The sequence below is a fragment of the Bradyrhizobium sp. S3.2.6 genome, assembly GCF_040546885.1.
GTDB classification, from domain to species: domain Bacteria; phylum Pseudomonadota; class Alphaproteobacteria; order Rhizobiales; family Xanthobacteraceae; genus Bradyrhizobium; species Bradyrhizobium cytisi.
In genome coordinates, this window is sequence record NZ_JBEPOS010000001.1 from 556,602 (window position 1) to 582,027 (window position 25,426).

The 25,426-nt window shown below is 63.5% G+C and carries 19 protein-coding genes; 12 read left to right on the forward strand and 7 right to left on the reverse strand.

Annotated elements, in window-relative coordinates:
- Window positions 1-3 precede the first annotated feature (3 nt).
- Window positions 4-1,698, forward strand: a complete 1,695-nt coding sequence (locus tag ABID58_RS02635; RefSeq protein ID WP_354031416.1) for an EAL domain-containing protein — start codon at window positions 4-6, stop codon at window positions 1,696-1,698.
- A 121-nt stretch (window positions 1,699-1,819) separates the two neighbouring features.
- Here ABID58_RS02635 and ABID58_RS02640 read toward each other — a convergent pair whose 3' ends face one another.
- The 4 genes from ABID58_RS02640 to ABID58_RS02655 form a co-directional block, all read right to left on the reverse strand.
- A complete protein-coding gene (locus ABID58_RS02640) occupies window positions 1,820-4,687 on the reverse strand; it encodes a PAS-domain containing protein (protein ID WP_354031417.1) in 2,868 nt (955 codons plus the stop codon).
- A 201-nt stretch (window positions 4,688-4,888) separates the two neighbouring features.
- Window positions 4,889-5,764, reverse strand: coding sequence for a GNAT family N-acetyltransferase (locus ABID58_RS02645; protein WP_354031418.1), 876 nt, complete (start codon window positions 5,762-5,764; stop codon window positions 4,889-4,891).
- Window positions 5,765-5,800: 36 nt separating this feature from the next.
- Window positions 5,801-6,781 (reverse strand): amino acid--[acyl-carrier-protein] ligase, encoded by a 981-nt coding sequence (locus ABID58_RS02650; protein ID WP_354031419.1) that lies wholly within the window; start codon window positions 6,779-6,781, stop codon window positions 5,801-5,803.
- A gap of 78 nt (window positions 6,782-6,859) precedes the next feature.
- Window positions 6,860-8,074: an acyl-CoA dehydrogenase family protein gene (locus ABID58_RS02655; protein WP_354031420.1), complete on the reverse strand. Its 1,215-nt coding sequence runs from the start codon at window positions 8,072-8,074 to the stop codon at window positions 6,860-6,862.
- Between the two features lie 356 nt (window positions 8,075-8,430).
- On the opposite strand from ABID58_RS02655, the gene ABID58_RS02660 reads away from it, so the two are divergent.
- From ABID58_RS02660 to mtnA, 3 genes are all read left to right on the forward strand, one after another.
- Complete coding sequence (locus ABID58_RS02660; RefSeq protein ID WP_354031421.1) at window positions 8,431-8,703, forward strand: phosphopantetheine-binding protein; 273 nt, start codon at window positions 8,431-8,433, stop codon at window positions 8,701-8,703.
- A 111-nt stretch (window positions 8,704-8,814) separates the two neighbouring features.
- Entirely contained in the window at window positions 8,815-9,690 is an 876-nt protein-coding gene (locus ABID58_RS02665) for an S-methyl-5'-thioadenosine phosphorylase (RefSeq protein WP_354031422.1), read from the forward strand.
- 18 nt (window positions 9,691-9,708) lie between these two features.
- Window positions 9,709-10,818 carry an S-methyl-5-thioribose-1-phosphate isomerase gene (mtnA, locus tag ABID58_RS02670; RefSeq protein WP_354031423.1) on the forward strand — a complete coding sequence of 370 codons (1,110 nt, stop codon included), beginning with the start codon at window positions 9,709-9,711 and terminating at the stop codon, window positions 10,816-10,818.
- Between the two features lie 120 nt (window positions 10,819-10,938).
- Here the strand turns inward: mtnA and ABID58_RS02675 are convergent, their stop codons facing one another.
- Window positions 10,939-11,574, reverse strand: coding sequence for an HAD-IA family hydrolase (locus ABID58_RS02675; protein ID WP_354031424.1), 636 nt, complete (start codon window positions 11,572-11,574; stop codon window positions 10,939-10,941).
- Window positions 11,575-11,684: 110 nt separating this feature from the next.
- Between ABID58_RS02675 and ABID58_RS02680 the strand changes: the two genes are divergently transcribed.
- Window positions 11,685-12,443, forward strand: a complete 759-nt coding sequence (locus ABID58_RS02680) for a S1 family peptidase (RefSeq protein ID WP_354031425.1) — start codon at window positions 11,685-11,687, stop codon at window positions 12,441-12,443.
- A gap of 122 nt (window positions 12,444-12,565) precedes the next feature.
- Complete coding sequence (locus ABID58_RS02685; RefSeq protein WP_354031426.1) at window positions 12,566-14,068, forward strand: flavin-containing monooxygenase; 1,503 nt, start codon at window positions 12,566-12,568, stop codon at window positions 14,066-14,068.
- 247 nt (window positions 14,069-14,315) lie between these two features.
- On the opposite strand, the gene ABID58_RS02690 is transcribed toward ABID58_RS02685, so the two are convergent.
- On the reverse strand, window positions 14,316-15,242 hold the full coding sequence (locus ABID58_RS02690) for a response regulator (protein ID WP_354031427.1): 927 nt from the start codon (window positions 15,240-15,242) through the stop codon (window positions 14,316-14,318).
- Window positions 15,226-18,597, reverse strand: coding sequence for a hybrid sensor histidine kinase/response regulator (locus ABID58_RS02695; protein WP_148754349.1), 3,372 nt, complete (start codon window positions 18,595-18,597; stop codon window positions 15,226-15,228). The genes ABID58_RS02690 and ABID58_RS02695 overlap by 17 nt, the downstream gene beginning before the upstream one ends.
- Window positions 18,598-18,774: 177 nt before the next feature.
- Here ABID58_RS02695 and urtA point away from each other — a divergent pair, with 177 nt between their 5' ends.
- From urtA to fmdA, 6 genes are all read left to right on the forward strand, one after another.
- On the forward strand, window positions 18,775-20,034 hold the full coding sequence (gene urtA / locus ABID58_RS02700; RefSeq protein ID WP_148754350.1) for an urea ABC transporter substrate-binding protein: 1,260 nt from the start codon (window positions 18,775-18,777) through the stop codon (window positions 20,032-20,034).
- 131 nt (window positions 20,035-20,165) lie between these two features.
- Window positions 20,166-21,092, forward strand: a complete 927-nt coding sequence (gene urtB / locus ABID58_RS02705) for an urea ABC transporter permease subunit UrtB (protein ID WP_354031428.1) — start codon at window positions 20,166-20,168, stop codon at window positions 21,090-21,092.
- Window positions 21,093-21,110: 18 nt separating this feature from the next.
- The gene (gene urtC, locus ABID58_RS02710; RefSeq protein WP_148754352.1) at window positions 21,111-22,253 is read left to right on the forward strand and encodes an urea ABC transporter permease subunit UrtC; all 1,143 of its coding nucleotides are present in this window, start codon (window positions 21,111-21,113) and stop codon (window positions 22,251-22,253) included.
- Window positions 22,254-22,317: 64 nt separating this feature from the next.
- On the forward strand, window positions 22,318-23,073 hold the full coding sequence (urtD, locus tag ABID58_RS02715) for an urea ABC transporter ATP-binding protein UrtD (RefSeq protein ID WP_354031429.1): 756 nt from the start codon (window positions 22,318-22,320) through the stop codon (window positions 23,071-23,073).
- 222 nt (window positions 23,074-23,295) lie between these two features.
- Entirely contained in the window at window positions 23,296-23,985 is a 690-nt protein-coding gene (gene urtE, locus ABID58_RS02720; protein WP_354031430.1) for an urea ABC transporter ATP-binding subunit UrtE, read from the forward strand.
- 27 nt (window positions 23,986-24,012) lie between these two features.
- On the forward strand, window positions 24,013-25,242 hold the full coding sequence (fmdA, locus tag ABID58_RS02725) for a formamidase (RefSeq protein ID WP_148754355.1): 1,230 nt from the start codon (window positions 24,013-24,015) through the stop codon (window positions 25,240-25,242).
- Window positions 25,243-25,426: the final 184 nt, after the last annotated feature.

Genomic DNA, 25,426 nt, shown 5'->3' on the forward strand with positions numbered 1-25,426 from the left:
CTTTTGACTCCAGCATTGCCGCAAGCCTCTGAAATCCTGGCCGCTCTCGGTCAGGCCGTGTTCGTCTGGGATATCGCGAGCGACGCCATCGTCTGGGGCGAGCAGGCCGACGCCATCTTCCCCGGCATTCCCCCCGAGCGGCTCGCGACCGGCGCCGAGTTCGCCAAGCTGATCGAGCCTGCGCAGACGCTGCGGAGCGCGGCGCTGGCGCAGACTTCCGCCGTGCACGGCACCGACGGCACGCCCTACCGGGTCGAATATGGCGTGCGCCTGAGCGCCTCCGATCCCGTGGTCTGGATCGAGGAGACCGGCCGCTGGTTCGCCGGTGCCGACGGCCGCCCGATGCGCGCGATCGGCTCTGTCCGCATCAACAATGAGCAGCACGCCCGTGACGAGGAGCTGACCAAGCTTGCCCGGCTTGATCCCCTGACCGGCGAGCTCAACCGCTCTCACCTGATCGCGGCGCTGGCCGAGGCGATCGAGGAGACGAGCCGCTTCCGCTCGACCGCAGCCTTCACGCTGGTCGGCATCGATCATCTTGCCCGCGTCAACGACGCCTTCGGCTTCGACGTTGCCGATGCCGTGATCCTCGACGTCGCCAAGCGCATTCGCACGCGCTTGCGCGGTGGTGACGTGCTCGGCCGCTTCTCCGGCAACAAGTTCGGCCTGATCCTGAAGAACTGCACCGTCGACGACATGAACGTTGCCGCGGAGCGCTTCCTCGCCGGCGTCCGTGATGAGGTGGTGCCGACCAAGTCCGGCCCGGTCTCGGTCACCGTCTCGATCGGCGCGGTCAGCCTGCCGCGCTATGCCCGCAACACCGACGAGGCCATCAACCGCGCCCACGAGACGCTGGATGCCGCCAAGCGCCGCCGCGTCGGCTCGTTCGCCGCCTGGCGTCCGAATGCCGAGCGCGACGCGCAGCGCCGCGTCAACATTCGCGTCACCGACGAGATCGTCACCGCGCTCAACGAGCGCCGCATCAAGCTCGCGTACGAGCCGGTGGTGTCGGCTGCCACGCGCGAAGGCGCGTTCCACGAATGCCTGGTGCGGATGGATCAGGGCGGCGGCCAGGTGCTGCTCGCGCCCGACATCGTTCCGGTCGCCGAGCGGCTCGGCCTCATCCGCCTGGTCGATCACCGCGTGCTCGAGCTCGTGGTCGCCGAGCTCGCGGCCGCGCCCGACATCCGCCTCAGCCTCAACATTTCGCCTGATACCACGATGGACCCCGATTGGTGGGCGGGAATCGAATCGCTGATGCACGCCCATCCCGGCGTCGCCGAGCGGCTGATCGTCGAGATCACCGAGACGGTGGCGATCCAGGACATCGACGACGTCCGCGGCTTCGTCACGCGGCTGAAGAATTTCGGCAGCCGCATCGCCATCGACGATTTCGGCGCCGGCTACACCTCGTTCCGCAATCTGCGCAAGCTCGGCGTCGACATCGTCAAGATCGACGGCGCCTTCGTCCAGAACATCACGCATTCCGCCGACGACCGCGCCTTCGTGCAGACCTTGATCGACCTCGCCCGCCGCCTCGACATCAAGACCGTCGCCGAATGGGTGCAGGACGAGGAGGCCGCCAACATGCTGCGCGACTGGGGCTGCGACTACATCCAGGGCCGCCTGATCGGGCTGGCCTCCGCTGACCGCCCGTGGGGTGCGCCGCCGGACAGCGCGCTGCCGGCGGCGGGGTGAGATATCGTGGGCGGATCGGGGTAGCGTCGCGAACGCCACGATTTCCCCTTTGGAATCAACGCCGTTCTACTTTGCATGGGGTTGTTTTCGCGATGTTCGCGAGAGGACAGGCAGAAAGGGCTCACGCCACGCGGCGGACTGCGTTCAGCGTCTCGATGGTAAGCCCCACCTCGGCCGCCGGGCAGGGCTTGCCGAAATAATAGCCCTGCACCGCCGTGCAGCCGCATTCGCGGACGAAGTCGAGCTGCTCGATGGTCTCGACCCCTTCCGCCGTCGTCTCGACGCCGAGCACGGCGCCGAGGCTCGCGATAGTGCGGACGATCGCGGCGCTTTCCGGGCTCTCGCCGAGCGTGCCGACGAAGGAGCGGTCGATCTTGATGCGGTCGAACGGAAATTTGCGCAAGTAACTCAGCGAGGAATAGCCGACGCCGAAATCGTCGAGGCTGACGCGCACGCCGAGGGTGCGGAGCTGGTGCAGGATCCCGATCGTGGCTTCGCTGTCATCGAGCAGCGCCGTCTCAGTGACCTCGAGCTCGAGCCGCCGCGGCGGCAGGCCGGCTTCTGCAAGCGCGCTCGTCACCATCGTCACCAGTCCGCGCGAGCGGAACTGCACCGGTGACAGATTGACTGCGACCGTGACATCCGGCCATGAGGCCGCAGTGGCGCAAGCGGTACGCAGCACCCATTCGCCGATCGGAACGATCAGCCCGTTCTCTTCGGCGATCGGAATGAACTCGGCCGGCGAGACGAAGCCGCGCGAGGGATGCTTCCAGCGCAGCAGCGCCTCGAAGCCGGTCAGCTCGGTGGTGTCGAGCCGCACCTGCGGCTGGAACACCAGATGGAACTGGTTGGCTTCCAGCGCGCCGCGCAGATCGTGCTCCAGTGCGTGCCGGCTGCGCGCCTCTTCTTCCATTTCGGGCTCGAACAGCTGATAGGCGCCGCGTCCCTTGGCCTTGGCCTGGTACAGCGCGAGATCGGCGCATTTCATCAGCTCGTCCGCGTCGAGGCCGTGGTCGGGCGCGATCGCGATGCCGACGGAGACGCCGACATGGATCGACTGGCTCTCCAGCGGCGGCGGATGACCGATGATCTCGACCAGGCGGCGTGCCAGCCGCTCCGCCGATTGCGGTTGCGGTCCGCGCTGGAGCACGGCGAACTCGTCGCCGCCGAGACGGGCGACGGTGTCGTGCTCGCCGACATTCTCCTTCAGCCGCGCCGCGACCCAGCGCAGCAACCGGTCGCCGGCGGCGTGGCCGAGCCGGTCGTTGACGGTCTTGAAATTGTCGAGGTCGAAGCACAGCACGGCCATGGCGCCGCCGGCGATCGCGACCTGGTTCAGCCCCTCGCCCATCTTCTCGCGGAACAGCGTGCGGTTGGGAAGGTCGGTGAGCGAGTCGTGCTGCGCCATGTGCGCGACCCGGGCCTGGGCCTTATGACGCTCGGTGACGTCCTCATAGGTGACGACCCAACCGCCGTGCTCCATCCGCTTGTGGTTGAGCTTGATAATGCGGCCGTCGCTCAAATGGCGGTGCAGCGTGTGCTCGCCCTCGCGCAGCCGCTCGACATAGTCGGCATAGATCTTGGCGGCGGTGGTGTTCGGATGGATGCCGAGATCGCAGCTGTGCTCCATGATCTCGCGCATCGAGACGCCGGGCTTCACAATGTCGGGCGACAGGCCGTACATCTCGATGTAGCGGCGGTTACAGACGATGACGTGTAGGCTCGCATCGAGCATGCACAGGCCCTGGCTCATGTTGTTCAGCGCCGCGTCGAAGCGGCGATACTGCTCACTCAGCTCCTCGACCGCGCGTTCGCGCTCGGTGATGTCCTCGTAGGTGGCGACGAAGCCGCCCTCGGGCAGCGCGCAATAGCGAACCGAGATCACGGTGCCGTTCGACATGCTCCGCCGTATCGGAGAGGAATCGCGGTTCGCGATGCGCGCGCTGGCGGCTTCAACGAGCTGTTGCGGGCTGTATTCGGAAGCGAAGGCGCCGTTCGTCATCGAGCGCTCGATCAGCTCGGCGAGATGCGTGCCGGGCTTGCTATCCTCCGGCGACAGCCGATAGATCTGCTGGTAGGTGGAGTTGCAGATGCGCAGGCGCATGTCGCTGTCGTAGAACGCGAGGCCATGCGCCATGTTTTCGAGCGCCGCATCCAGCATGAGATTTTGCTGCTTCAGCGTCTCTTCGTGCTGCAGCCGCTCGGTGACGTCCTCATGCACGGTGACCCAGCCGCCGTCTGGCATGAATCTGGATACGGCCTGTACCCTGCGGCCGTCATAGCGCGTCACGAGAACGGTTTTCGGGCTCCTGGTCCGGACGTCGTTGATCCGGGTCTCGCGGAACTCGTCTGCGGACATATCCGCCGTGTTGCCGCGCGACAGCCAGTGCTCGATGACCGTGCTATGCGAGATGCCCGGCTTCAGGACCTCAGGGTCTAGGTTGTAGAATTGCAGGAAGCGTTCGTTGCAGACGACGACGCGGCTGTCGGCGTCATACATGATGAGGCCGTGCGACATGTTGGCGAGCGCGTGCTGGCTGCGCTCGGTCTGAAGTTGCAGCTCGACCTCGAGCCGGGCGAGGCGGCTGACATCGTCACAGATCGTCATCCAGCCGCCGTCGGGAAGCGGCTTCAGCTCGAGCGTGATGACCAGGCCGCTGGCGAGTGTCTGCCGCGTATGGAACGGCTTGCCGGCCGCGATCAATGCGATCCGCGCAGCGTAGAGCGCGTCAAGGTCACTTGCCCGGATATTGCCGAGCGCCACGCTGTGGGCGAGCACGTCGCGGTAGCGCGTTCCGAGCCGGACAATGTCGGCCGACATGCCGAACAGCTCGATATACCGGCGGTTGACCAGCACGATCCGGTTGTCGGCATCGTAAACGCAGACGCCTTGTTCCATGCCGTCGAGCGCAAGCTGGCTCAGCGAGAGCAGGGCCTGGGGGCCTTGCTCGCGGCGCGCACCGAGCTCATTGTCGCGGGTCGACGTCATGGGACCAGTGGATCTCGGTGGCAATAGACTTAGCGCAACGTAATTCAGCCACCGAGCGTAGCGAAGAGGCGGGAAAATTCCCTTAAGCGCCGTAGTTTACGGAGGGTGACCGGTGATGGAGAGAGTGCAGACCTCGGGCGCGAGAGATGCTGAGGTGCTTGCAAGCCTGAGTTGGCGATGGCTGCGCAACAGACGCTGCTTCTACGGCCCGTACAGCACGAGTTCCGTATCCGTGAGGTCGGCCAGCCGCGGGCGGTGCGGACCCCTAAAATATTTGCGGCCACGGCGCTCGGTATAAACACCGACAAGGCCGGGGATGGGCTCGTTCGAATCGACGATCACCGAGATCTTGCCAAGCCGCAGCAGCAGCCGGCCAATGCGGCCGGCGCAGGCGGCATATTCGGCGGCACTGCGGCAGTAGATCAGCTGCATCGCCGGCGGTGCGATGAAACCGCGGCGGATGCGCACCGGTTGCAGGATGAAGGGGAAGACTCCTTTCGGCGTGCGGCAGACGAGGCTGAGGCAATTGTAGCGCGCGTGCCGGGTCAGCAGCTCGGTCTCTTCGTCGGAGAGCCCTTCGATCTGCTTGGTGTGCTGCGAGATGACCTCGATCTTGCTCCAGCGCGGCGCGCGCGACAACGCCGGCACCGAGAAGAACAGGCCGCGGCAATAGGCGCGAAAGCCCTGTGTCTCGATGATCGGCCAGGTCCAGACGGCCGGGCTGATGTTGAGATAGGTCACGTGCTTGTGCCGCTGCGCGATCTTGGTCAGCAGCGGAGCGTAATTGCGGTAGGCCGGCTCGACATACCAGCTCGATAGATTGCAGTGGATGGCGGTCTCCTCGCCATCCTTCCGCGTCGTGTATATCAGCAGCAGCACGCCGACCGGCGTGCCGTCATTGTCGAGCACGTAGCCGAAGCGCGGATAGCCGTCCGGCACCGGCCGGAATGCCTGCCGGCGCAGTCCCTGGATCCAGTAATTGCGCGAGCGGCCGACGAAGCCACGCGTCAACAGGTCCGCGACCGCATCGACGTCGGCTTCGGTGATCTCGCGACATCGGACCTTGGTGTGGATCACGCTCGTCTTACCCGTGGAAATGATCGGCCTCTTGCCTTAGCGCCAGCCTTCGCCGTGGGCATCCGCCGCGACCCGCGACTGCATGCCCAGAATGTCCCGCACCTTGGCGGGCCACGCGGAGAGATCGGTGCCGTGGGTGTGGAACATCGCGACCGCGAGCCGGTCCATGCCGAAGGCGACGCAACCGGTGTGCGCGGGCTCGCCATTGGCGTCCTGGATGCCCCAGGTCGTGCCGAAATGTTCGCGGTGATAGTTGAAGCTCATGCAGGCGGTTGGTTGCTCTTCGGAGCGCAGCGGGATGAGCAGCTCGAACTTGAGTTGCTGCTGTTTCTGGCTCACCGCCTTCATCTGGCCGACGCGGCCGAAGAAGGGGTCGCTGGCATAGTCGACGCGGAAGGTCAGGCCGAGATCGGTCGCGATTGCCTGCGCGCGCACCATCCAGCGCTCGCGGAAATCGGCGACGTCATCGGGGGTGCCGATGCAGACATATTCGCGCATCCGGAACGATTGCAGCCGGTCGAGATGCTTTGACGGTTCGCGGCGGAAGCAGTCGGCCGCGACGTCGAAGCGCAGGCCGCCCTTCGGCAGCTGGCCGCGGCTTGCTGCGATCGGATACACGGGATAGCAGGCCGCGGGCGACAGCACGAGGTCGGCCGGCGAGAGCGACGAAGTCCAGTCACCACCGGCATCGAAGCGGCTCACCGCGGCGTTGATCTCGCGTTCGGTGCCATGCAGGCCGCAGACGCAGCCGAGCAGGTTCGGAAAGCTCTTGAGGTAGCCGGATTTCTCCAGCTGGGCGCGGCTCATCACCGGCGGGAAGCGCATCACCTCGGTGCCGGCTTCGCGATTGCTGGTGATCAGCGCGGCGAGCTTCTCGACGATACCCTCATAGAGCGCGGTACGGGCGTAGACGCCGTCCGAGCCCATGCGATGGAACAGCTTTTCGGCGAGATGATCGAGCGGATCGACGATCTGCGGTGCAGTTTCGGGCGAGTTGGGGAGAACAGCAATGTTCATGTTCGACTTCCTGTTATCGGCAATTATTCTTGTTGGTCTCGAAAGCACGTCAGTTGGGAAGACTTGTCAGAAGGCTTGTTAGTCACGAAGGCTTGCCGGAATGCCGCTCATCAGGGTCGAGGTGGCGGCATTGGCGAGAATGCGGTCGTTGTTGATCATGATCGGCGACGACAGCACGTCGCGCAGGTGGCGACCCATGGTGAACTCGCCGTCGTTACGGTAGCCGGACAGGCCCGCGGTGCGCATCGCATGCATCACGGTTTCGACCGCGAGCTCTGAGGCCTGCACCTTCAACAGCGTGATCGAGGACTGGAAATCCAGCGAGCCGAGCGCGCGCTCGTCATGCTCGGCGCGGGCGAAGGCGTCGAGGTTGGCCGATATCAATGCGCGCAGTTTGGCCAGCGACATTTTCGCGGCGGTGAAGTGCGCGGCCGCGGGCGGCATCTGACCGCTGGAGCCGCGGGCCGCCTTGCGAACGAAAGCCTGCGCACGCGTGACCGAAGCAGCGGCAATGCCGGCCCAGGCCGACGACCAGCACAGATGCGCGAACGGCGTCATGGTCTGGGCGTGGATCTTGTCATAGGCTTCCGGGAATACGCGGTCGGCGGAGCAGTCGACCTTCAGCTCGAAGCCGGTCGAGCAGGTGCCGCGCATACCGAGCGTTTCCCAGCCCTGCGTCTGCTTCAGCGAATAGTCGTCCTTGGCGAGCGCCAGCAGCACCTGGTCGGAAGCAGCGGCCTCGGTGGCGCGGCGGGCGATGGTGACGAGGCCGTCGGCCTGGGCGCCGTAGGAGATCACGGTGGCGTCGCGCACCAGCGAGACGGTGTCGCCGGCGTGGTCGACTGCGGCCGCGCTGGCGCGGATGTTGCCGCCATTCTGGCCTTCGGTGGTGGAGGAGGCCAGCAGCCACTGGTCTCGGGCGACCCGGCGCATCATGGTTTCCATCCAGGGAATGCCGTGACCGTGGCGGATCACGCAGGCGACCTTGGTCGTATGCATCGCGTAGATCATCGCTGTCGAAGCGCACGCGCGCCCGAGCGTGTAGCAGATGTCGGTGACGTCGTAGATCGAGGCGCCGAAGCCACCGAATTCGACCGGGATCATAACGCCCAGCAACTTCTGCTCGCGTGCGATATCGAAAGCCTTGTGGGGGAAGCGGGCGTCGCGATCGACGCCGTCGGCGTCGGCCGCTGCCACGGTGGCGGTGCGAGCCGCACGCTCGATCAAGGAGAGGCCTTCGAGAAGGCTCGCTTGGGTCTCGTCGACAGTCAGGACTGCTTCACGCACGTTCATGCTCGTCCGCCTCCGTTTCGTCGTTCGAGACCGCAGGCATCATTTGCGATGCCGTTCGCAATCATCCGACCATCTTTGCTTGTGATTGGAGGCTACGGATTTAATTCAAATTCGTCGATGAAATAGAAGGTAAACGAACTGCAATTCCGAACGAACAGTTAAGGCCCGGTTGTTTGCATCGCCGAAAGTCCGGGTGTCGTGTTAGGGTTTTGGAAGGAGCCGGAATTTCGGACAATCTGACTCATCGTTTACTAAGAAACGCGAAGTAATGGTGACGCCCATTGCGGGGCCGGCCCGTCGTGCCCATCGTACCCGGCAACCGGTCCGACCTTTTATAGACAGATGGGAATTTGCCGATGCAGGCCTTCGATACCGATTTGCGCAATCGCATCACCAAGCTGGTGAAGGGCATCCTCGCGCAGAACTCGCTCACCGCCAATGTCACGCCGTCGACGAAACTCGTCGATGCCGGCCTGACCTCGATGGACATGGTCAATCTGATGCTCGGCGTCGAAGCCGAGTTCGACTTCACGATTCCGCAAACCGAGATTACGCCGGAGAATTTCCAGTCCGTCGAGACGCTGGAACGCATGGTCGCCACCCAGCTGCAGCCGGCGACGGCGGCCTAAGGTCGGCGCAGGCTTCTTTCAGCCCGGCAAGACCACAGCACCCGTTCCAAAACTGCCGAAAAACTGGCATAGCTTAACCATGTCGCGGATCGCGAACGGGGTGGAGCAGGCATGACGCAGGCGGTATTGGGCATCATCGGCGGCTCCGGCATCTACGATTTGCCGGGACTCGAGGGCGCGCACGACGAGGTGATCAAGAGCCCCTGGGGCGAGCCGTCGGCGCCCGTGCGGCGCGGCAACATCGCAAGCCTGCCGATCGTGTTCCTGCCTCGTCATGACAAGGGCCACCGTCTGTCGCCCTCCGACATCAACTACCGCGCCAATATCGACGTGCTGAAGCGCGCCGGCGTCACCGATCTGATCTCGCTCTCGGCGTGCGGCTCCTTCAAGGAGGAGATGCCACCCGGCACCTTCGTTCTCGTCGACCAGTTCGTCGATCGCACCCACAAGCGCGAGAGCTCGTTCTTCGGCAAGGGCTGCGTCGCGCATGTCTCGATGGCGCATCCGGTCTCGCCGCGGCTGCGGATTCACCTTGCCGCGGCGGCCGAGGCCGAGGGCATCGCGATCGCGCGCAGCGGCACCTATGTCTGCATGGAAGGGCCGCAATTCTCCACCTATGCGGAAAGCATGACCTACAAGACGCTGGGCTATTCCGTGATCGGTATGACCAACATGCCCGAGGCAAAGCTCGCCCGCGAGGCCGAGATTTGCTACGCGACCGTCGCGATGGTGACGGATTTCGATTGCTGGCATCCGGATCACGACGCCGTCACCGTGCAGGATATCATCCGCGTGCTGACATCCAACGCCGATAAGGCCAAGGCGCTGGTGGCCCGCCTCGCCAAGGATTTTCCGCGCGAGCACGAGCCATGCCCGATCGGTTCGGACCGTGCGCTCGACACCGCGCTGATCACCGCGCCCGAGGCGCGCGATCCCGAGATTCTGAAGAAGCTCGATGCGGTGGCGGGGCGCATCCTGCGCGGTTGAGACGAAAGGCAAAATGCCATGAAGGTCGACGGCAAGAATTTCCGCAGCATCTGGCGCGAGCGCGACGGCTGGTCGGTCGGCGCGATCGACCAGCGCAGGCTGCCGCATGAGTTTGTCGTTGCGAAGCTGACCTCATGCGAAGACGCGGCAGTTGCGATTCGCGATATGCTGGTGCGTGGTGCGCCGCTGATCGGCGCGACGGCGGCTTACGGCATGGCGCTTGCGATGCGCGAAGACGCCTCCGACGCCGGCCTGGCGCGCGCTTACGAGACGCTGGTCGTGGCGCGGCCGACCGCGATCAATCTGAAATGGGCGCTGGACGAGATGCGCGCGACCCTCGCGCCGATCGACCCGGTGGAACGTGCGGAAGCAGCCTACGCCCGCGCCGACGAGATCGTCGAGCAGGATGTCGAGATCAACCGCGGCATTGCCGCCAACGGTTTTGCATTGATCGAGGCGATCGTCGCGAAGAAGAAGCCGGGCGAAGTGGTGAACGTGCTGACCCATTGCAATGCCGGCTGGCTCGCTACCGTCGACTGGGGCACCGCGACCGCACCGATCTATCTCGCACATGAGCGCGGCATCAAGATCCATGTCTGGGTCGACGAGACCCGGCCGCGCAACCAGGGCGCCTCGCTTACCGCCTGGGAGCTCGGGCATCATGGCGTGCCGCACACGGTGATCCCCGACAATACCGGCGGACATCTGATGCAGCACGGCATGGTCGATCTCGCCATCGTCGGCACCGACCGCGTCGCCGCCAATGGCGACGTCTGCAACAAGATCGGCACCTATCTGAAAGCGCTCGCCGCGCATGACAACGACGTGCCGTTCTATGTCGCGCTGCCGTCGCCGACGATCGACTTCACCGTCAATGACGGCATTCGCGACATTCCGATCGAGCAGCGCAGCGGCGCTGAGGTCACCGACATGACCGGCCGCACGGCCGATGGCCGGCTGGAGACAGTGCGCATCGTGCCGGAGGGCTCGCCCGTCGCGAACTACGCCTTCGACGTGACCCCGGCGCGTCTCGTCACCGGCCTCATCACCGAGCGCGGCGTGCTGAAGCCGGATCGTGCTTCGCTCGCCGCCGCCTTCCCCGAGCGGATCGCCGCCGCGGCGGAGTAGGTTTGGTTAGGTGACCTCTCGCCACAGTCGTCATTGCGAGCGCAGCGAAGCAATCCAGACCGTCTCCGCGGAAAGACTCTGGATTGCTTCGCTGCGCTCGCAATGACGGAGAATGACGCGCTAGCTCAGGTTCAATCCGGTTGCGGCTTCAAGGTCTTTGATCGCCTGCGCGCCGCTCGTGACCTTGATCGTGGTCATGCCCATCTCGCGCGCGGGCTTCAAATTGACGCCGAGGTCGTCCAGATAAACGCATGTCTCCGGATCGACCTTCAGCGTCTCGACCATCAGCTGGTAAATGCGCGGGTCGGGCTTGCGCAGGCCGATCTTGGCGGATTCGATGACGTGGTCGAACAGCACCATGACCTCAGCGACGTAGAGTGAACGCCCGGTCATGCTGCCGATAGCGTTTGCCGGCAGATTGTTGGTGATGCAGCCGGTCTTGAACTGTGCCTTGATGCGCTTCAGCGCCTCGACCATTTCTGGACGCAGATCGCCCTGGAGCAGCGGCAGCACGTCGCGCCCGCGCACCTCGGCGCCGAGTGCACGCGACTCCGTGGCAAACAGCTTGTCGAAGGTATCGATATCGACTTCGGCGCGCTCGAACTTGGCCCAGGCGTTCTCCAGATGATTGGCGGCATTGGTGCGCCGGATGATGTCGAGGGGCAGGCCGCGCTCGGTCTCGTATCGCGCGAACGCCTCGAACGGCGAGCTCGTCAACACGCCGCCAAAATCGAAGATCACAGCCTCGATCGCCACTATCCTGCCCTCGTCAGTTCCTTTCCAAGAGGGCTAGCATGCGCTATCGGCAAGGGCCAGTCCGAAGCAATCCCGCGCCTGCACCCATGCTGACGCCAAGGCGTGTTCCCATGAAGAAGCTTGTCATTCTCACCGTAGCCGCGCTGACGCTCGCGACGCCCGCTCATGCCATCGTCGGTGGCGGCACGCCGCAAGCCGACGGCGTCGCGCGCGCAGTCGTTACCATCGTGGGCTCGCGCGGCAATTTCTGCACCGGCAGTCTGATTGCGCCGAAACTGGTGCTCACCGTCGCGCACTGCGTGCAGCCCGGCGCCGACTACAAGATCGTTGATCATGGCCCCGATGGCGCGCCACAGCTGCTGAATGTGCGAACTGTCGCGATCCATCCCAGCTTCAACATGCAGGCGATGCAGGCGCATCGCGCCACCGCAGACGTTGCATTGCTGCAACTGGAAATTCCACTCAAGGGAAAATCGACGGTGCCGGTCGGTATGCCGAATATTCCAATCCCGGTTGGCAAACGCTTCACCATCGCCGGTATCGGCGTCACCGTGCGCGGCGATGGCAAGAGCGGCGGCACGACGCGGGTTGCTGCGCTCATTGCCACGGGCCAGCCCGGCACGCTCCAGATCCGCCTGGTCGATCCCGTAACCAACGGTGTTCGCGACGGAATCGGCGCCTGCACCGGCGATTCCGGTGGCCCCGTGTTCGAGGACAAGCCGAACGGTGCCGTGCTGGTCGGTGTCATCAGCTGGTCGACGGGCCCGAATGGTGCCGCCGGCTGCGGCGGATTAACCGGGGTCACGCCGCTGACGCTCTACCGCGACTGGATCTTGCAGACCGCGCGGAGCTGGGGCGCGGCGTTGTAGTTTGATCGCGACTTGATCTATGCCATTTTGCGGAGGAAGCGCGGTTGGGGACCATGCCCGTCGCGGAGGAAACGCGTTGCCCATCAAGGGCGACCTGAAAAAGACAAGGCATAGAAGCAACAATGAATGTCGCTGTTCGCAGTCACGCCACGGCCAAACAGGCTTCAGAACATTTCGACGTGCTGATCGTCGGTGCCGGCATCTCCGGCATCGGGAGCGCCTATCACGTCACGAAGCAGCTTCCCGGCACGAGCTACGTCATCCTGGAGACGCAGGCGACGTTCGGCGGGACCTGGAGCACGCATCGCTATCCCGGCATTCGCTCGGATAGTGATCTCCATACTTTCGGCTACAGCTTCAAGCCCTGGGTCGGGCCGCCGATTGCAACCGCCGAGGAGATCCTCGCTTATATGAACGAGGTGATCGACGACAACGATATCGCCCGCCACATCCGCTACAAGCACAAGATCAACTCGGCGAGCTGGTCGAGCGAGCAGAACCTCTGGACCATCGAGGCGGTGACGACCGACACCGGCGAGACAAAGACCTTCACCGCCAATTTCCTCTGGATGTGTCAGGGCTATTATCGCCATTCCGAAGGTTACACGCCGGAATGGAAGGGCCTGGACCGCTTCAAGGGGCGCATTGTCCATCCGCAGACCTGGCCGGATGATATCGATCTCAAGGCCAAGAAGGTCGTCGTGATCGGCTCGGGCGCGACCGCTGCGACGCTGGTGCCGAACATCGCAGATACATGCGCGCATGTCACCATGCTGCAGCGCTCGCCGACCTATTTCCGCCTGGGCCGCAACGCCATCGAGATCGCGGAGGAATTGCGGCGGCTCCAGGTCGACGAAGCCTGGATTCACGAGATCGTCCGCCGCAAGATTCTGTTCGAGCAGGACGCGTTCACAAAGCTCTGCTTGTCCAAGCCGGAGCAGGTGAAGAAGGAGCTGATCGGCCAGATCAGCGCAGTCCTCGGCCCGGACTACGACGTCGAGACGCATTTCACGCCGAGCTATCGCCCGTGGCGGCAGCGCATCGCCTTCGTTCCCGATGCCGATCTGTTCAAGGGCATTGCCGGCGGCAAGGCCTCGGTCGTCACCGACGAGATCGAATGCTTCGTCGAGAACGGCATCCAGCTCAAATCCGGCAAGCTGCTGGCGGCCGACGTCATCGTCACCGCGACCGGCTTCAACCTCTCGGCACTCGGCGACATCGCCTTCGAGATCGACGGCAAGCCGCTCGCCTTCGGCGACACCGTGACCTATCGCGGCATGATGTTCACAGGCGTGCCGAATATGGTCTGGGTGTTCGGCTATTTCCGCGCGAGCTGGACGCTGCGTGTGGATCTCGTTGCGGACTTCGTCTGCCGGCTGCTCGGCCACATGAAGGCGAAGGGCAGCAAGAAGGTCGAGGTGAGCTTGCGAGCCGAAGACCACAACATGCCGATACTGCCGTGGATCGATCCGGAAAATTTCAACCCCGGCTATATCATGCGCGACATGAAGCTGTTGCCGAAGCGCGGGGACAAGCCGGAATGGCAGCACAGCCAGGACTACTGGACCGAGAAGGACGAGATCCCGAAGACGGATCTGGATGACGGGGCGTTTGTGTATGGGTGAGGTTGTTGTTCGTTGGGGGGCGGTAGCGGTTGCCACACACACCGCTGTCGTCCCGGACAAGCCTAAGCGCAGATCCGGGACCCATACCGCGGAATCTATCGGTTGCGGGTGGTGACCGTCCCGCAACTACAAACCTTCGCCAAACATCTCCCGTGGCTATGGGTCCCGGATCGATGCTCCGCTTCGCTGCGCTTGTCCGGGACGACAGCATTTGTGGGCGGTAGCACCCCAACTCGTCCTAGCGAAACTACGAATTCCTCCTTGTCGCATTCGTCGCGATCGCCGCCGCCGCCGTCCGGTTCTCTACGCCTAGCTTGGAGTAGATCTGCTCCAGATGCTTGTCCACGGTGCGCGGGCTGAGGCCCAAGATCTGCGCGATGTCGCGATTGGTCTTGCCTTTGCTGAGCCAGACCAGCACCTCACCCTCACGGGTGGTGAGGCCGAGCTCGCTGGTGAACTCCGGCGGCAGCGCGGTGCCGGACTCCTTCGACAGCCGCAGCAGGAACTCGTTCGGCGCGGTCTCGCCCATGTAATAGAACCGGAGTTGCGGATTGTCGGGCAAGGAAGCGGCCTGCGACTTCGCGCTGCCCTTGCCTTTCGCCTGCTCCAGCCATTGCAGCATTGACGCCGGCAGGACGAAGTCGTCGGCCTGCGCGCCGTGATGATCGGCCAGCAGCTTTTGCGCTTGCGGCGTCGCCCACAGGATGTGGCCCAGGCGGTTGGCCGCGAACAGGAAACGGCCGGAGACGTCGAGTGCAGTGCGCGCGCTCTGGGTCAGCCGCGCATTGCCGAGATGGACGCGGATGCGGGCCAGCATCTCCTCGATCACGATCGGCTTGGTCACGTAGTCGACGCCGCCGGCGTCCAGCCCGCGCACGATGTGCTCGGTCTCGGCGAGACCCGTCATGAAGATCACGGGGACATTGGCAAGGCCCGCGTCGCGCTTGAGCCGCCGGCAGGTTTCGAAGCCATCCAGGCCGGGCATCACGGCGTCGAGCAGCACGATGTCGGGCGTGATCTGATCGACGATGCGCATCGCGCTTGCGCCGTCGAGCGCGACCATCACCGTCATCCCGGCGCCGTCGAGCGCATCGGTGAGCAGCCGCAGCGTTTCGGGAGAGTCGTCGACAACGAGCGCAATATCGCGCTTTTTCGTCTCAATGCTCATAAGCATGCAGTGTTTTCAATGTTGTCATGTACTGGTCGAGATCGAAGCGATCGACCAACGATCGCATCTGGGCGACGAAGTCGGCATGTTCCGGATGCTCGCTGCCGATCTCGTCGAGCTTCAGCTGGATGCCCTTGACGTAGCCGATCTGGCCGAGCCCGATCAGCGCTTCGATGTGCCTGACCGGTGGCCGTGAGCCGCTTTCGGGGTGCCACAACGGCACGACGATCTCGTCGGAGCCATATTGCCATTCGATCTTGAGGAGTTGGCGGATAGTTTCCAGCAGCCGCGGGATGTCGATCGGCTTCATCAGATAGCCGTCGTGGAAGGGCTGTGCGAGCGGTGCGCCATGCGCCTCCAGCGCGCTTGCCGACACCATCAGGATCCGCGCCTGATGATGTCCGTTTGCGCGCAGTTGCTCCGCAACGGTCCAGCCATCCATGCCCGGCATCGAGATGTCCAGCAGGAACAGATCGGGCCGGCAATGCTGCGCCAGCGCGAGGCAGCCCGGTCCGTCGGCAGCGCTGAGCAGGATGAAGCCGAGCGGGGTCAGAACCTCGCGCAGGAGGTCGCGATGCACGGGGTCGTCGTCGGTGATGAGGATGGTCTTGCGCTGGCCGTGATAGCCGGAGACCGGGGCCTCCACCGGCGCGATGCGCCTGGGGTTGGTCACCTCCGACAGCAGCATCTTCACCTTGAAGGTGCTGCCGCGGCCGACCGTGCTCGCAACCTTGATGTCGCCGCCCATCACGCCGGCGAGCAACCGGCTGATGGTGAGCCCCAGTCCTGTGCCCGTCTGCGGTTGCGAGACTCCAAGCGCGCCGCGCTCGAACGGCGCAAAAATGCGTTCGAGATCGTCGCCCTGGATACCGGGGCCGGTATCGGTCACCTCGAATTCGGCAACAGGACTGCGGTAGTGCACGATAAACTGCACGCTGCCGATCTGGGTGAATTTGATGGCGTTGGAGAGAAGGTTGATCAACACCTGACGCAGCCGCTTCTCGTCGGCATAGACCACCGTCGGCAATGTCGCCGGACGCCTGAACACGAAGTCGATGCCTTTGGCGCCGGCTTGAAGCCGGAACATGCCGACGAGCTGATCGAGGAATTCGCTGAGCCGCACCTCGTCGCGCGACAGATAAAGCCGTCCCGCCTCGATCTTGGAGATGTCCAGGATGCCATCGATCAGGCCGGAGAGGTGATCGGCGCTGCGGCGGACGACGCGGACCTGGTCGCGCGGCTTGGTGTTGAGCGTTGAATCCTGCTCCAGCAGCTGGGCATAGCCGCTGATCGCATTCAGTGGCGAGCGCAGCTCATGGCTCAGCCCCACCACATAGCGGCTCTTGGCGAGATTGGCGGATTCGGCAACCTCCTTGGCGCGCTGGAGCTCGGCATCGGTGCGCTTGTGCGCGTCGATCTCCTGGATCAGCAGCGTCGTTTGCCGCCGTGTCTCGGCCTCCGCGGCGCGGCGGCTCTGCTGCGCCAGCACGAACAGCCAGGCTACGACGCCGATGATAATGCTGAGCGAGAAGAACACCTTCCACAGCACGTTGGAGACAAGCGCGTTCTCGCCATGCACGCTCGCCGATGTCTGCAGATAGATCAGCCCGAGCACCAGCGCGACGAGACCCGCCGAGACCACGAAGACGCCGATATAGTGGCCGAACTGCGAGTTGATGCGCGCATAGATCGGCTGCGGCAGGATCTTGCTGAGCGCGTCCGCAAATTGCACCTGCGCCCGCGCGTGCGGTTTGCAGAGGTCGTGGCAGCGTGCATCGAGCGAGCAGCACAAGGAGCAGATCGGGCCGGCGTAAGCAGGGCAGGACGTCATGTCCTCCGGTTCAAAACTGTGCTCGCAGATACAGCACTGGATCGCCTCGATATTGGCCCAGCTCCGCTTCGGCTTGCGCGCGATGTAGAATTTTCCGTCGGTCAGCCAGGCAATGATCGGCGCGGTGACGAAGGCCACCGTCAGCGCGACGAAGGCGGCGAGCGCCTTCATGGTCGGCCCGAACAGGCCGTAGAATGCCGCGATCGAGACGATGATCGCGAGCGTCATCGCGCCGACGCCGACCGGATTGATGTCGTAGAGATGCGCCCGCTTGAACTCCATCTGCGGCGGGCGCAGGCCGAGCGGCTTGTTGATGACGAGATCGGACACCAGCGCGCCGACCCAGGCAATCGCAACGTTGGAGTAGAGCGCGAGCGTCTGCTCCAGCGCCTTGTAGACGCCGATCTCCATCAGCAGCAGCGCCACCATCACGTTGAACACCAGCCAGACCACGCGTCCGGGATGGCTGTGCGTCAGGCGGGAGAAGAAATTCGACCAGGCGATCGAGCCGGCATAGGCGTTGGTGACGTTGATCTTGATCTGCGACAGCACCACGAAGAAGCCGGTCAGTGCCAGCGCGAGATCCGGGTCCGACAGCACGTAGCGAAAGGCCACGACATACATATGTGCGGGCTCGGCCGCCTCTTCGGGCGGCACGCCGTGGCTTAGCGCGAAGAAGGCGAGGAACGAGCCGGCCAGAAGCTTCAGCGCGCCGAGCACGATCCAGCCCGGCCCCGCGCTCATCAGCGCGATCCACCATGAGGCCCTGGAGGTGCGGCGGTCGCGCGGCAGAAATCGCAGGAAGTCGACCTGCTCGCCGATCTGCGCCACCAGCGAGAACACCACGGAGGATGCGACGCCGAACAGCAACAGATCGAAATGGCCGCCGAGGTCGCCGTGCTCGCCGGCGAATTTGTGCCATTCCGTGAAGGAGTGCGGGCTGGCCCATGCAATCGCGGCGAAAGGCAGGATGTGCAGGACGACCCAGAGCGGCTGTGTCCAGAGCTGGAAGCGGCTGATCAGCGTGATGCCGTAGGTCACGAGCGGAATGATCGCGACGGCGCTGATGAGGTAGCCGATCGGGCGGGGGATGCCTAAGCACATCTCCAGCGCGGTTGCCAGGATCACCGCCTCGATCGCGAAGAAGATGAAGGTGAAGGAGGCGTAGATCAGCGAGGTGATTGTCGAGCCGATATAGCCAAAGCCGGCGCCGCGCGTGAGCAGGTCAATGTCGATGCCGCACTTGGCTGCATAATAGGCAATCGGCACGCCGCAGAAGAAGATGATGGTGGAGACGACGAGGATTGCGGCTGCGGCGTTGGTAACGCCGTAGTTGAGGGTGATGGTGCCGCCGATTGCCTCCAGCACCAGGAAGGAGATCGCACCAATCGCGGTGTTGGCGACGCGAGCAGCGGACCAGCGTCGTGCGCTTTTGGCGGTGAAGCGCAGCGCGTAGTCTTCCAGCGTCTGGTTGGCGACCCATTGATTGTACTGGCGCCTGACGCGGTCTATTCGCTGCCGCCCTGCCACTTACACCCCACTCCCGAACTCGTCCGAACCTCTCGTGAACTCGCAAATCCCGTACCAAAAGCCTACGTCGCTATTTTGCGGTGCAGTATACGCGATCTTGCGTATGCTTGCAGTGCACAAATTCGAGCCATCCTCACGGTACCAATCGCGTGTCCTCGAACAAACAGTGGGGTGCTCATGTCAGACGAAGAAACCAAGGGCCTTTTGTCGCCGCTCCGGCGCAAACTATTGATGGGAATCGCTGCCGTCCCGGCCATCACGATGCTGCCGCGGGCGTCCTTTGCGCAGACCCCGGCGACCTCGGCGATCAACACCACCGGCCTCGCGGTGACCGATACCGAGGTGACGGTGGGCATCCTACACTCCGCTACCGGCACCATGGCCATCTCCGAAACCGGCTCGATCGAAGCCGAAAAGCTCGCCATCGAGCAGATCAACGCCGCCGGCGGCGTGCTCGGCCGCAAGATCAAGTTCATCCAGGAAGACGGCGCCAGCGACTGGCCGACCTTCGCGGAAAAGGCCAAGAAGCTGCTCGTCAACGACAAGGTCGCGGCGATCATGGGCTGCTGGACCTCGGCCTCGCGCAAGGCTGTGCTGCCGGTCGTCGAGCAGTATAACGGCATGCTCTACTACCCGACCTTCTACGAAGGCCTCGAGCAGTCCAAGAACGTGATCTATACCGGCCAGGAAGCGACCCAGCAGATTCTCGCCGGCCTGAACTGGATCGCCAAGGAGAAGGGCGCGAAGTCGTTCTTCTTCGTCGGCTCCGATTACATCTGGCCGCGCACCTCGAACAAGATCGCGCGCAAGCACGTCGAGAACGTGCTGAAGGGCAAGGTTGTCGGCGAGGAGTACTATCCGCTCGGCAACACCCAGTTCAACTCGGTCATCAACAAGATCAAGCTGACCAAGCCCGACGTGATCTTCACCGACGTGGTCGGCGGCTCCAACGTCGCCTTCTACAAGCAGCTCAAGGCCGCCGGCATCGACCTCTCCAAGCAGGCGCTGCTGACGATCTCGGTGACCGAGGACGAAATCGACGGCATCGGCGGCGAGAACATCGCGGGCGCCTATGCCTGCATGAAGTACTTCCAGTCGCTCGACAATCCGAACAACAAGGCCTTCGTGCCCGCGTTCAAGAAGATGTGGGGCGAGAAGACCGTGATCGGAGACGTCACCCAGGCTGCCTATCTCGGCCCGTGGCTGTGGAAGTTGACGGTCGAGAAGGCCGGCTCGTTCGACGTCGACAAGATCGCGGCGGCTTCACCCGGCGTCGAGTTCAAGGGCGCGCCGGAAGGCTACGTGCGCATCCACGAGAACCATCACCTCTGGTCGAAGACCCGGGTGGGACGCGCCAAGCTCGATGGCCAGTTCGAGCTGATCTACGAGACCGCCGATCTCGTCGAGCCGGATCCGTTCCCCAAGGGCTACCAGTAAGAGACGCGGCGACCGCCGCGGTTTCCCCAAGCTCGAGCCGCTCCCTGGCATGGATTGCAAGTCTATGCCCAAGACCCCCGCGTCGCGAATCTGCTCGCGACGCGGGACCTCATCCCTGACGGAGGACATCGATGTTCGGCGACTACTCGCTTGGTGACCTTGGCTCCATTTTCGTCATGCAGGGCTTTGCAGGACTGATCCTGTTCTCTGTCTATGTGCTGATGGCGCTCGGTCTTGCGATCATCTTCGGCCAGATGGGCGTCATCAACATGGCCCACGGCGAGTTCATGATCCTCGGGGCCTACGTCACCTGGATGACATCGAATTTCTTCCAGGCCTATTTGCCGAGCCTGTTCAGCGGCTACTTCTTCCTCGCGATGATCCTCGCCTTTGTCGCATCCGGCGCGTTGGGAATGCTGGTGGAATGGGTGCTGATACGGCATCTCTACAAGCGCCCGCTCGATACGCTGCTTGCGACCTGGGGCCTCAGCCTGATGTTGCAGCAGGCCTATCGCTCCGTATTCGGTGCGCGTGAGGTCGGCGTCGAGTTGCCGCAATGGATGCTCGGATCGCTGCACGTCACCGACAGCATCGAGGTGCCCATCAACGGCGTCTTCGTGATGTGCCTGACCCTGCTGATCACGATCGCCGTCGCGTATGTAATGTACAAATCGCGCTGGGGGCGCCAGGTCCGCGCGGTGGTGCAGAACCGCATCATGGCCGGCGCCGTCGGCATCAACACCGAGAAAGTGGACCGCTATACCTACGGCCTCGGCTGCGGCATCGCCGGCGTCGCCGGCAGCGCCTTCACGATGATCGGCTCGACCGGGCCCACCTCCGGGCAGCTCTACATCGTCGACACGTTCCTGGTGGTCGTGTTCGGCGGCGCCGCAAGCCTGCTCGGCACCATCGCCTCGGCCTTCTCGATCTCTCAGACGCAATCCACCCTCGAGTTCTTCATGTCGGGCTCGATGGCCAAGGTGCTGACGCTGCTCGCCGTTGTCGGAATTCTGATGCTGCGTCCGCAGGGGCTGTTCGCCCTCAAGGTCCGCAAGTGAGAAACAGAGGCTGATGCAATGACCGACAATCGGTTCTTCAATCGATCGGAGCTCATCGGAATTCTGGTGCTCGCAGTCTTCCTGGTGGTGGTGCTGCCGCTCACGCTCGACGTCTTCAGGCTCAACCTGGTCGCGAAATACCTGACCTATGCCTTCGTCGCGCTGGGGTTGGTGGTCTGCTGGGGCTATGGCGGCATTCTCAGCCTCGGCCAGGGCGTGTTCTTCGGGCTCGGCGGCTACTGCATGGCGATGTTCCTCAAGCTCGAGGCGTCGAGCGTGGAGAACACCAAGATCCAGTCGACCCCCGGCATTCCCGATTTCATGGACTGGAATCAGATCACGGCACTGCCGCTGTTCTGGAAGCCCTTCAACAGCCTCACCTTCACCATCGCCGCCATCATCCTGGTGCCTGGCATCTTCGCGCTGATCATCGGCACCGCGATGTTCAAGCGCCGCGTCGGCGGCACTTACTTCGCGATCATCACCCAGGCGGTCGCGGCCATCCTGACCATCCTGATCGTGGGCCAGCAAGGCTACACCGGCGGCATCAACGGCATGACCGATCTGCGGACGCTGAAGGGATGGGACATCCGGCCCGATCACGCCAAGGTCGTGCTGTATTTCTTCGAGGTCGGATGCCTGTTCGTCTGCATCATGATCGCGCAGTTCATCCGGCACTCCAAGCTCGGGCGCATCCTGGTCGCGATGCGGGAGAAGGAGGATCGGGTCCGGTTCTCCGGCTACAGCGTCGCGAATTTCAAGATCTTCGCCTTCTGCATCGCCGCCGTATTCGCTGCGATCGGCGGCGCGATGTTCGCCCTCAATGTCGGCTTCATGTCGCCGTCCTTTGTCGGCATCGTGCCGTCGATCGAAATGGTGATCTACACCGCGGTCGGCGGCCGGCTGTCGATCCTCGGCGCCGTCTACGGCACGCTGCTGGTCAATTTCGCCAAGACCAGCCTGTCGGAAACGTTCCCCGAACTGTGGCTGTTTGGTCTTGGCGGCTTGTTCATCGCCGTGGTTCTCGCATTCCCGAACGGTCTTGCCGGGATCTGGGGCGACTATGTGCAGCCGCGCATCGACCGCCTGATCTCGCCGCGCAAACCCAAGCCTGAAGGCTGGACCGACAGCTCGGTCGCCGACGGCGCCCCGGCCGAGTGAGGAGATCATCATGCTCGTAGGTCATCACGATGCCGATGCCACGCTGGCAGTGAGGAGATAGATCATGCTCGTCGGTCATCAGCCCAAGGAATTCCTGCTCGCCGTCGAAGCCCTGACCGTCTCCTTCGACGGGTTCAAGGCGGTCAACGATCTCTCCTTCTATGTCGACGAGAACGAGATCCGCGTCATCATCGGTCCGAACGGCGCCGGCAAGACCACGGTGCTCGACCTGATCTGCGGCAAGACCAAAGCGACGTCGGGCTCGATCCAGTTCCGCGGCAAGGAGCTGACGCGGATGAAGGAGAACGAGATCGTCAAGACCGGCGTCGGCCGCAAATTCCAGAACCCGTCGATCTACGACGATCTCACGGTGTTCGAGAACCTGGAGATCTCCTATCCGCGCGGGCGTTCGGTGTTCGGCGCGCTGACCTTCACCCGCGATGCTGCCGTGCGCGACCGGGTGGACGAAGTCGCCGAGATGATCTTCCTGAAGGATCGGCTGAACATGAGCGCCGATCTGCTCAGCCATGGTCAGAAGCAGTGGCTCGAGATCGGCATGCTGCTGATCCAGGATCCGGACCTCCTGATGCTCGACGAGCCCGTCGCCGGGATGAGCGTGTCCGAGCGGGCCAAGACCGCCGAGCTCCTCAACCGCATTATCAAGAATCGGTCGGTGCTGGTGATCGAGCACGACATGAAGTTCGTCGAGGACATCGCACACAAGGTCACCGTGCTCCACCAGGGCCAGATCCTCTCCGAGGGGACCATGGAGAAGGTGCAGAACGATCCCAAGGTTATCGAAGTGTACTTGGGGCATTGAGCATGATGAATTCGAGCAAGTCTGCTGCAGCACCGACGGTGCACCTCTCCCCTTGTGGGAGAGGTCGGATCGCGCAAGCGATCCGGGTGAGGGGTATCTCTCCGCGCATCAAACTGCCCGTCGAATCCGCGGATGCTGACCCCTCATCCGTCGCGGGCTTCGCCCGCGCCACCTTCTCCCACAAGGGGAGAAGGGAGACACACCGGGCCTAGGAGCGCATCAATGCTGGCAATTTCAGATCTCCACGTCGCCTACGGCCAGAGCGAGGTGCTGCACGGGCTCAACGTCAAGGTCGCGCCCAATGAGATCGTCGCGATCATGGGCCGCAACGGCATGGGCAAGACCACGCTGATGAAATCGCTGATGGGTATCCTTCCGGCGAAAAGCGGCTCGGTGACCATGGACGGTGCCGAGCTCGGCGGATTGCCGAGCTACGAGCGCGTGGCCAAAGGCCTCGCCTATGTGCCGCAGGGCCGCATGATCTTCTCCACCATGACGGTGAAGGAGAACATCGAGACCGGGCTCGTCGTCTCCGGCGGAACCGAGGTGCCTAGCGACATCTATGAGCTGTTTCCGGTTCTGCTGGAGATGAAGGATCGTCGCGGTGGCAATCTCTCCGGCGGGCAACAACAACAATTGGCGATTGCCCGCGCGCTCGCAACCAAGCCGAAGGTGTTGCTGCTGGACGAGCCAACCGAAGGCATCCAACCCTCGATCATCAAGGACATGGCGCGGACGCTGAAACGCATCCGCGATGAAAAGGGCCTCTCGATCGTGGTGTCCGAGCAGGTTCTGAGCTTTGCGCTCGATATCGCCGACCGCGTGCTGGTCATCGAGAACGGCGCCATCGTGCGCGACGACCCGCGCGACAGCGTCGATGCTGCGCAGGTCTCGAAATATCTGTCCGTCTAACCAACCGTGTAAAAGGGGAGCTTCTCGATGCCAGAGACACTGATCAAGGTCGATCTCACCAAGTCGGCTTACGAAAATGACATGGTGCACAACCGCTGGCACCCCGACATTCCAATGGTGTCCTGGGTCAATCCCGGCGACGATTTCATCATCGAGACCTATGACTGGACCGGCGGATTCATCAAGAACAACGATTCCGCCGACGACGTGCGCGATATCGATCTCTCGATCGTGCACTTCCTCTCCGGTCCGATCGGCGTCAAGGGCGCGGAACCTGGCGACCTCCTCGTGGTGGACTTGCTCGACGTCGGCCCGATGAAGGAGAGCCTGTGGGGCTTCAACGGCTTCTTCTCCAAGCAGAATGGCGGCGGCTTCCTCACCGACCACTTCCCGCTGGCGCAGAAGTCGATCTGGGACATCAAGGGTCTCTACACCTCGTCGCGCCACGTGCCTGGCGTGAATTTCGCAGGCCTGATCCATCCCGGCCTGATCGGCTGTCTGCCCGATCCCAAGATGCTGGAGACCTGGAACAAGCGCGAGGCCGAGCTGATCTCGACCGACCCGACCCGCGTGCCCGGTTTGGCCAATCCGCCGTTTGCGGCGACGGCCCATGGCGGTCGTGCCAAGGGAGACGTCAAGGCCAAGATCGGCGCCGAAGGTGCGCGCACGGTGCCGCCGCGCGAGCACGGCGGCAATTGCGACATCAAGGATCTCTCCCGCGGCTCGAAAATCTACTTCCCGGTCTATGTGCCCGGCGCCGGTCTTTCGATGGGCGACCTGCACTTCAGCCAGGGCGATGGCGAGATCACCTTCTGCGGCGCGATCGAGATGGCCGGATGGCTGCATCTGAAGGTCGAGGTGATCAAGGACGGCATGTCGAAATACGGCATCAAGAACCCGATCTTCAAGCCGTCGCCGATCACGCCGAACTACAAGGACTATCTGATCTTCGAAGGCATCTCGGTCGACGAGCAGGGCAAGCAGCACTATCTCGACGTCACCATCGCCTATCGTCAGGCCTGCCTCAACGCGATCGAATATCTGAAGAAGTTCGGCTACTCCGGCGCCCAGGCCTATTCGATCCTTGGCACCGCACCGGTTCAGGGCCACATCTCCGGCGTGGTCGACGTCCCCAATGCCTGCGCCACGCTATGGCTGCCGACGGAGATATTCGACTTCGACGTGATGCCGTCGGCGGCTGGTCCCATCAAGCACATCACCGGCGATATCCAGATGCCGATCTCGCCGGACAAATGATCACTGCGCCCCCTCTCCCCGTTCTTACGGGGAGAGGGTTGGGGTGAGGGGCTGTCTCCGCACGAACGGTAGCAGTGAGTTTGCGGAGACTCCCCCTCACCCGGAACGCATCTTGCGATGCGTTCCGACCTCTCCCCGCAAGCGGGGCGAGGTGAAGCGGACATCACCGAGCGCGAAGGGATAC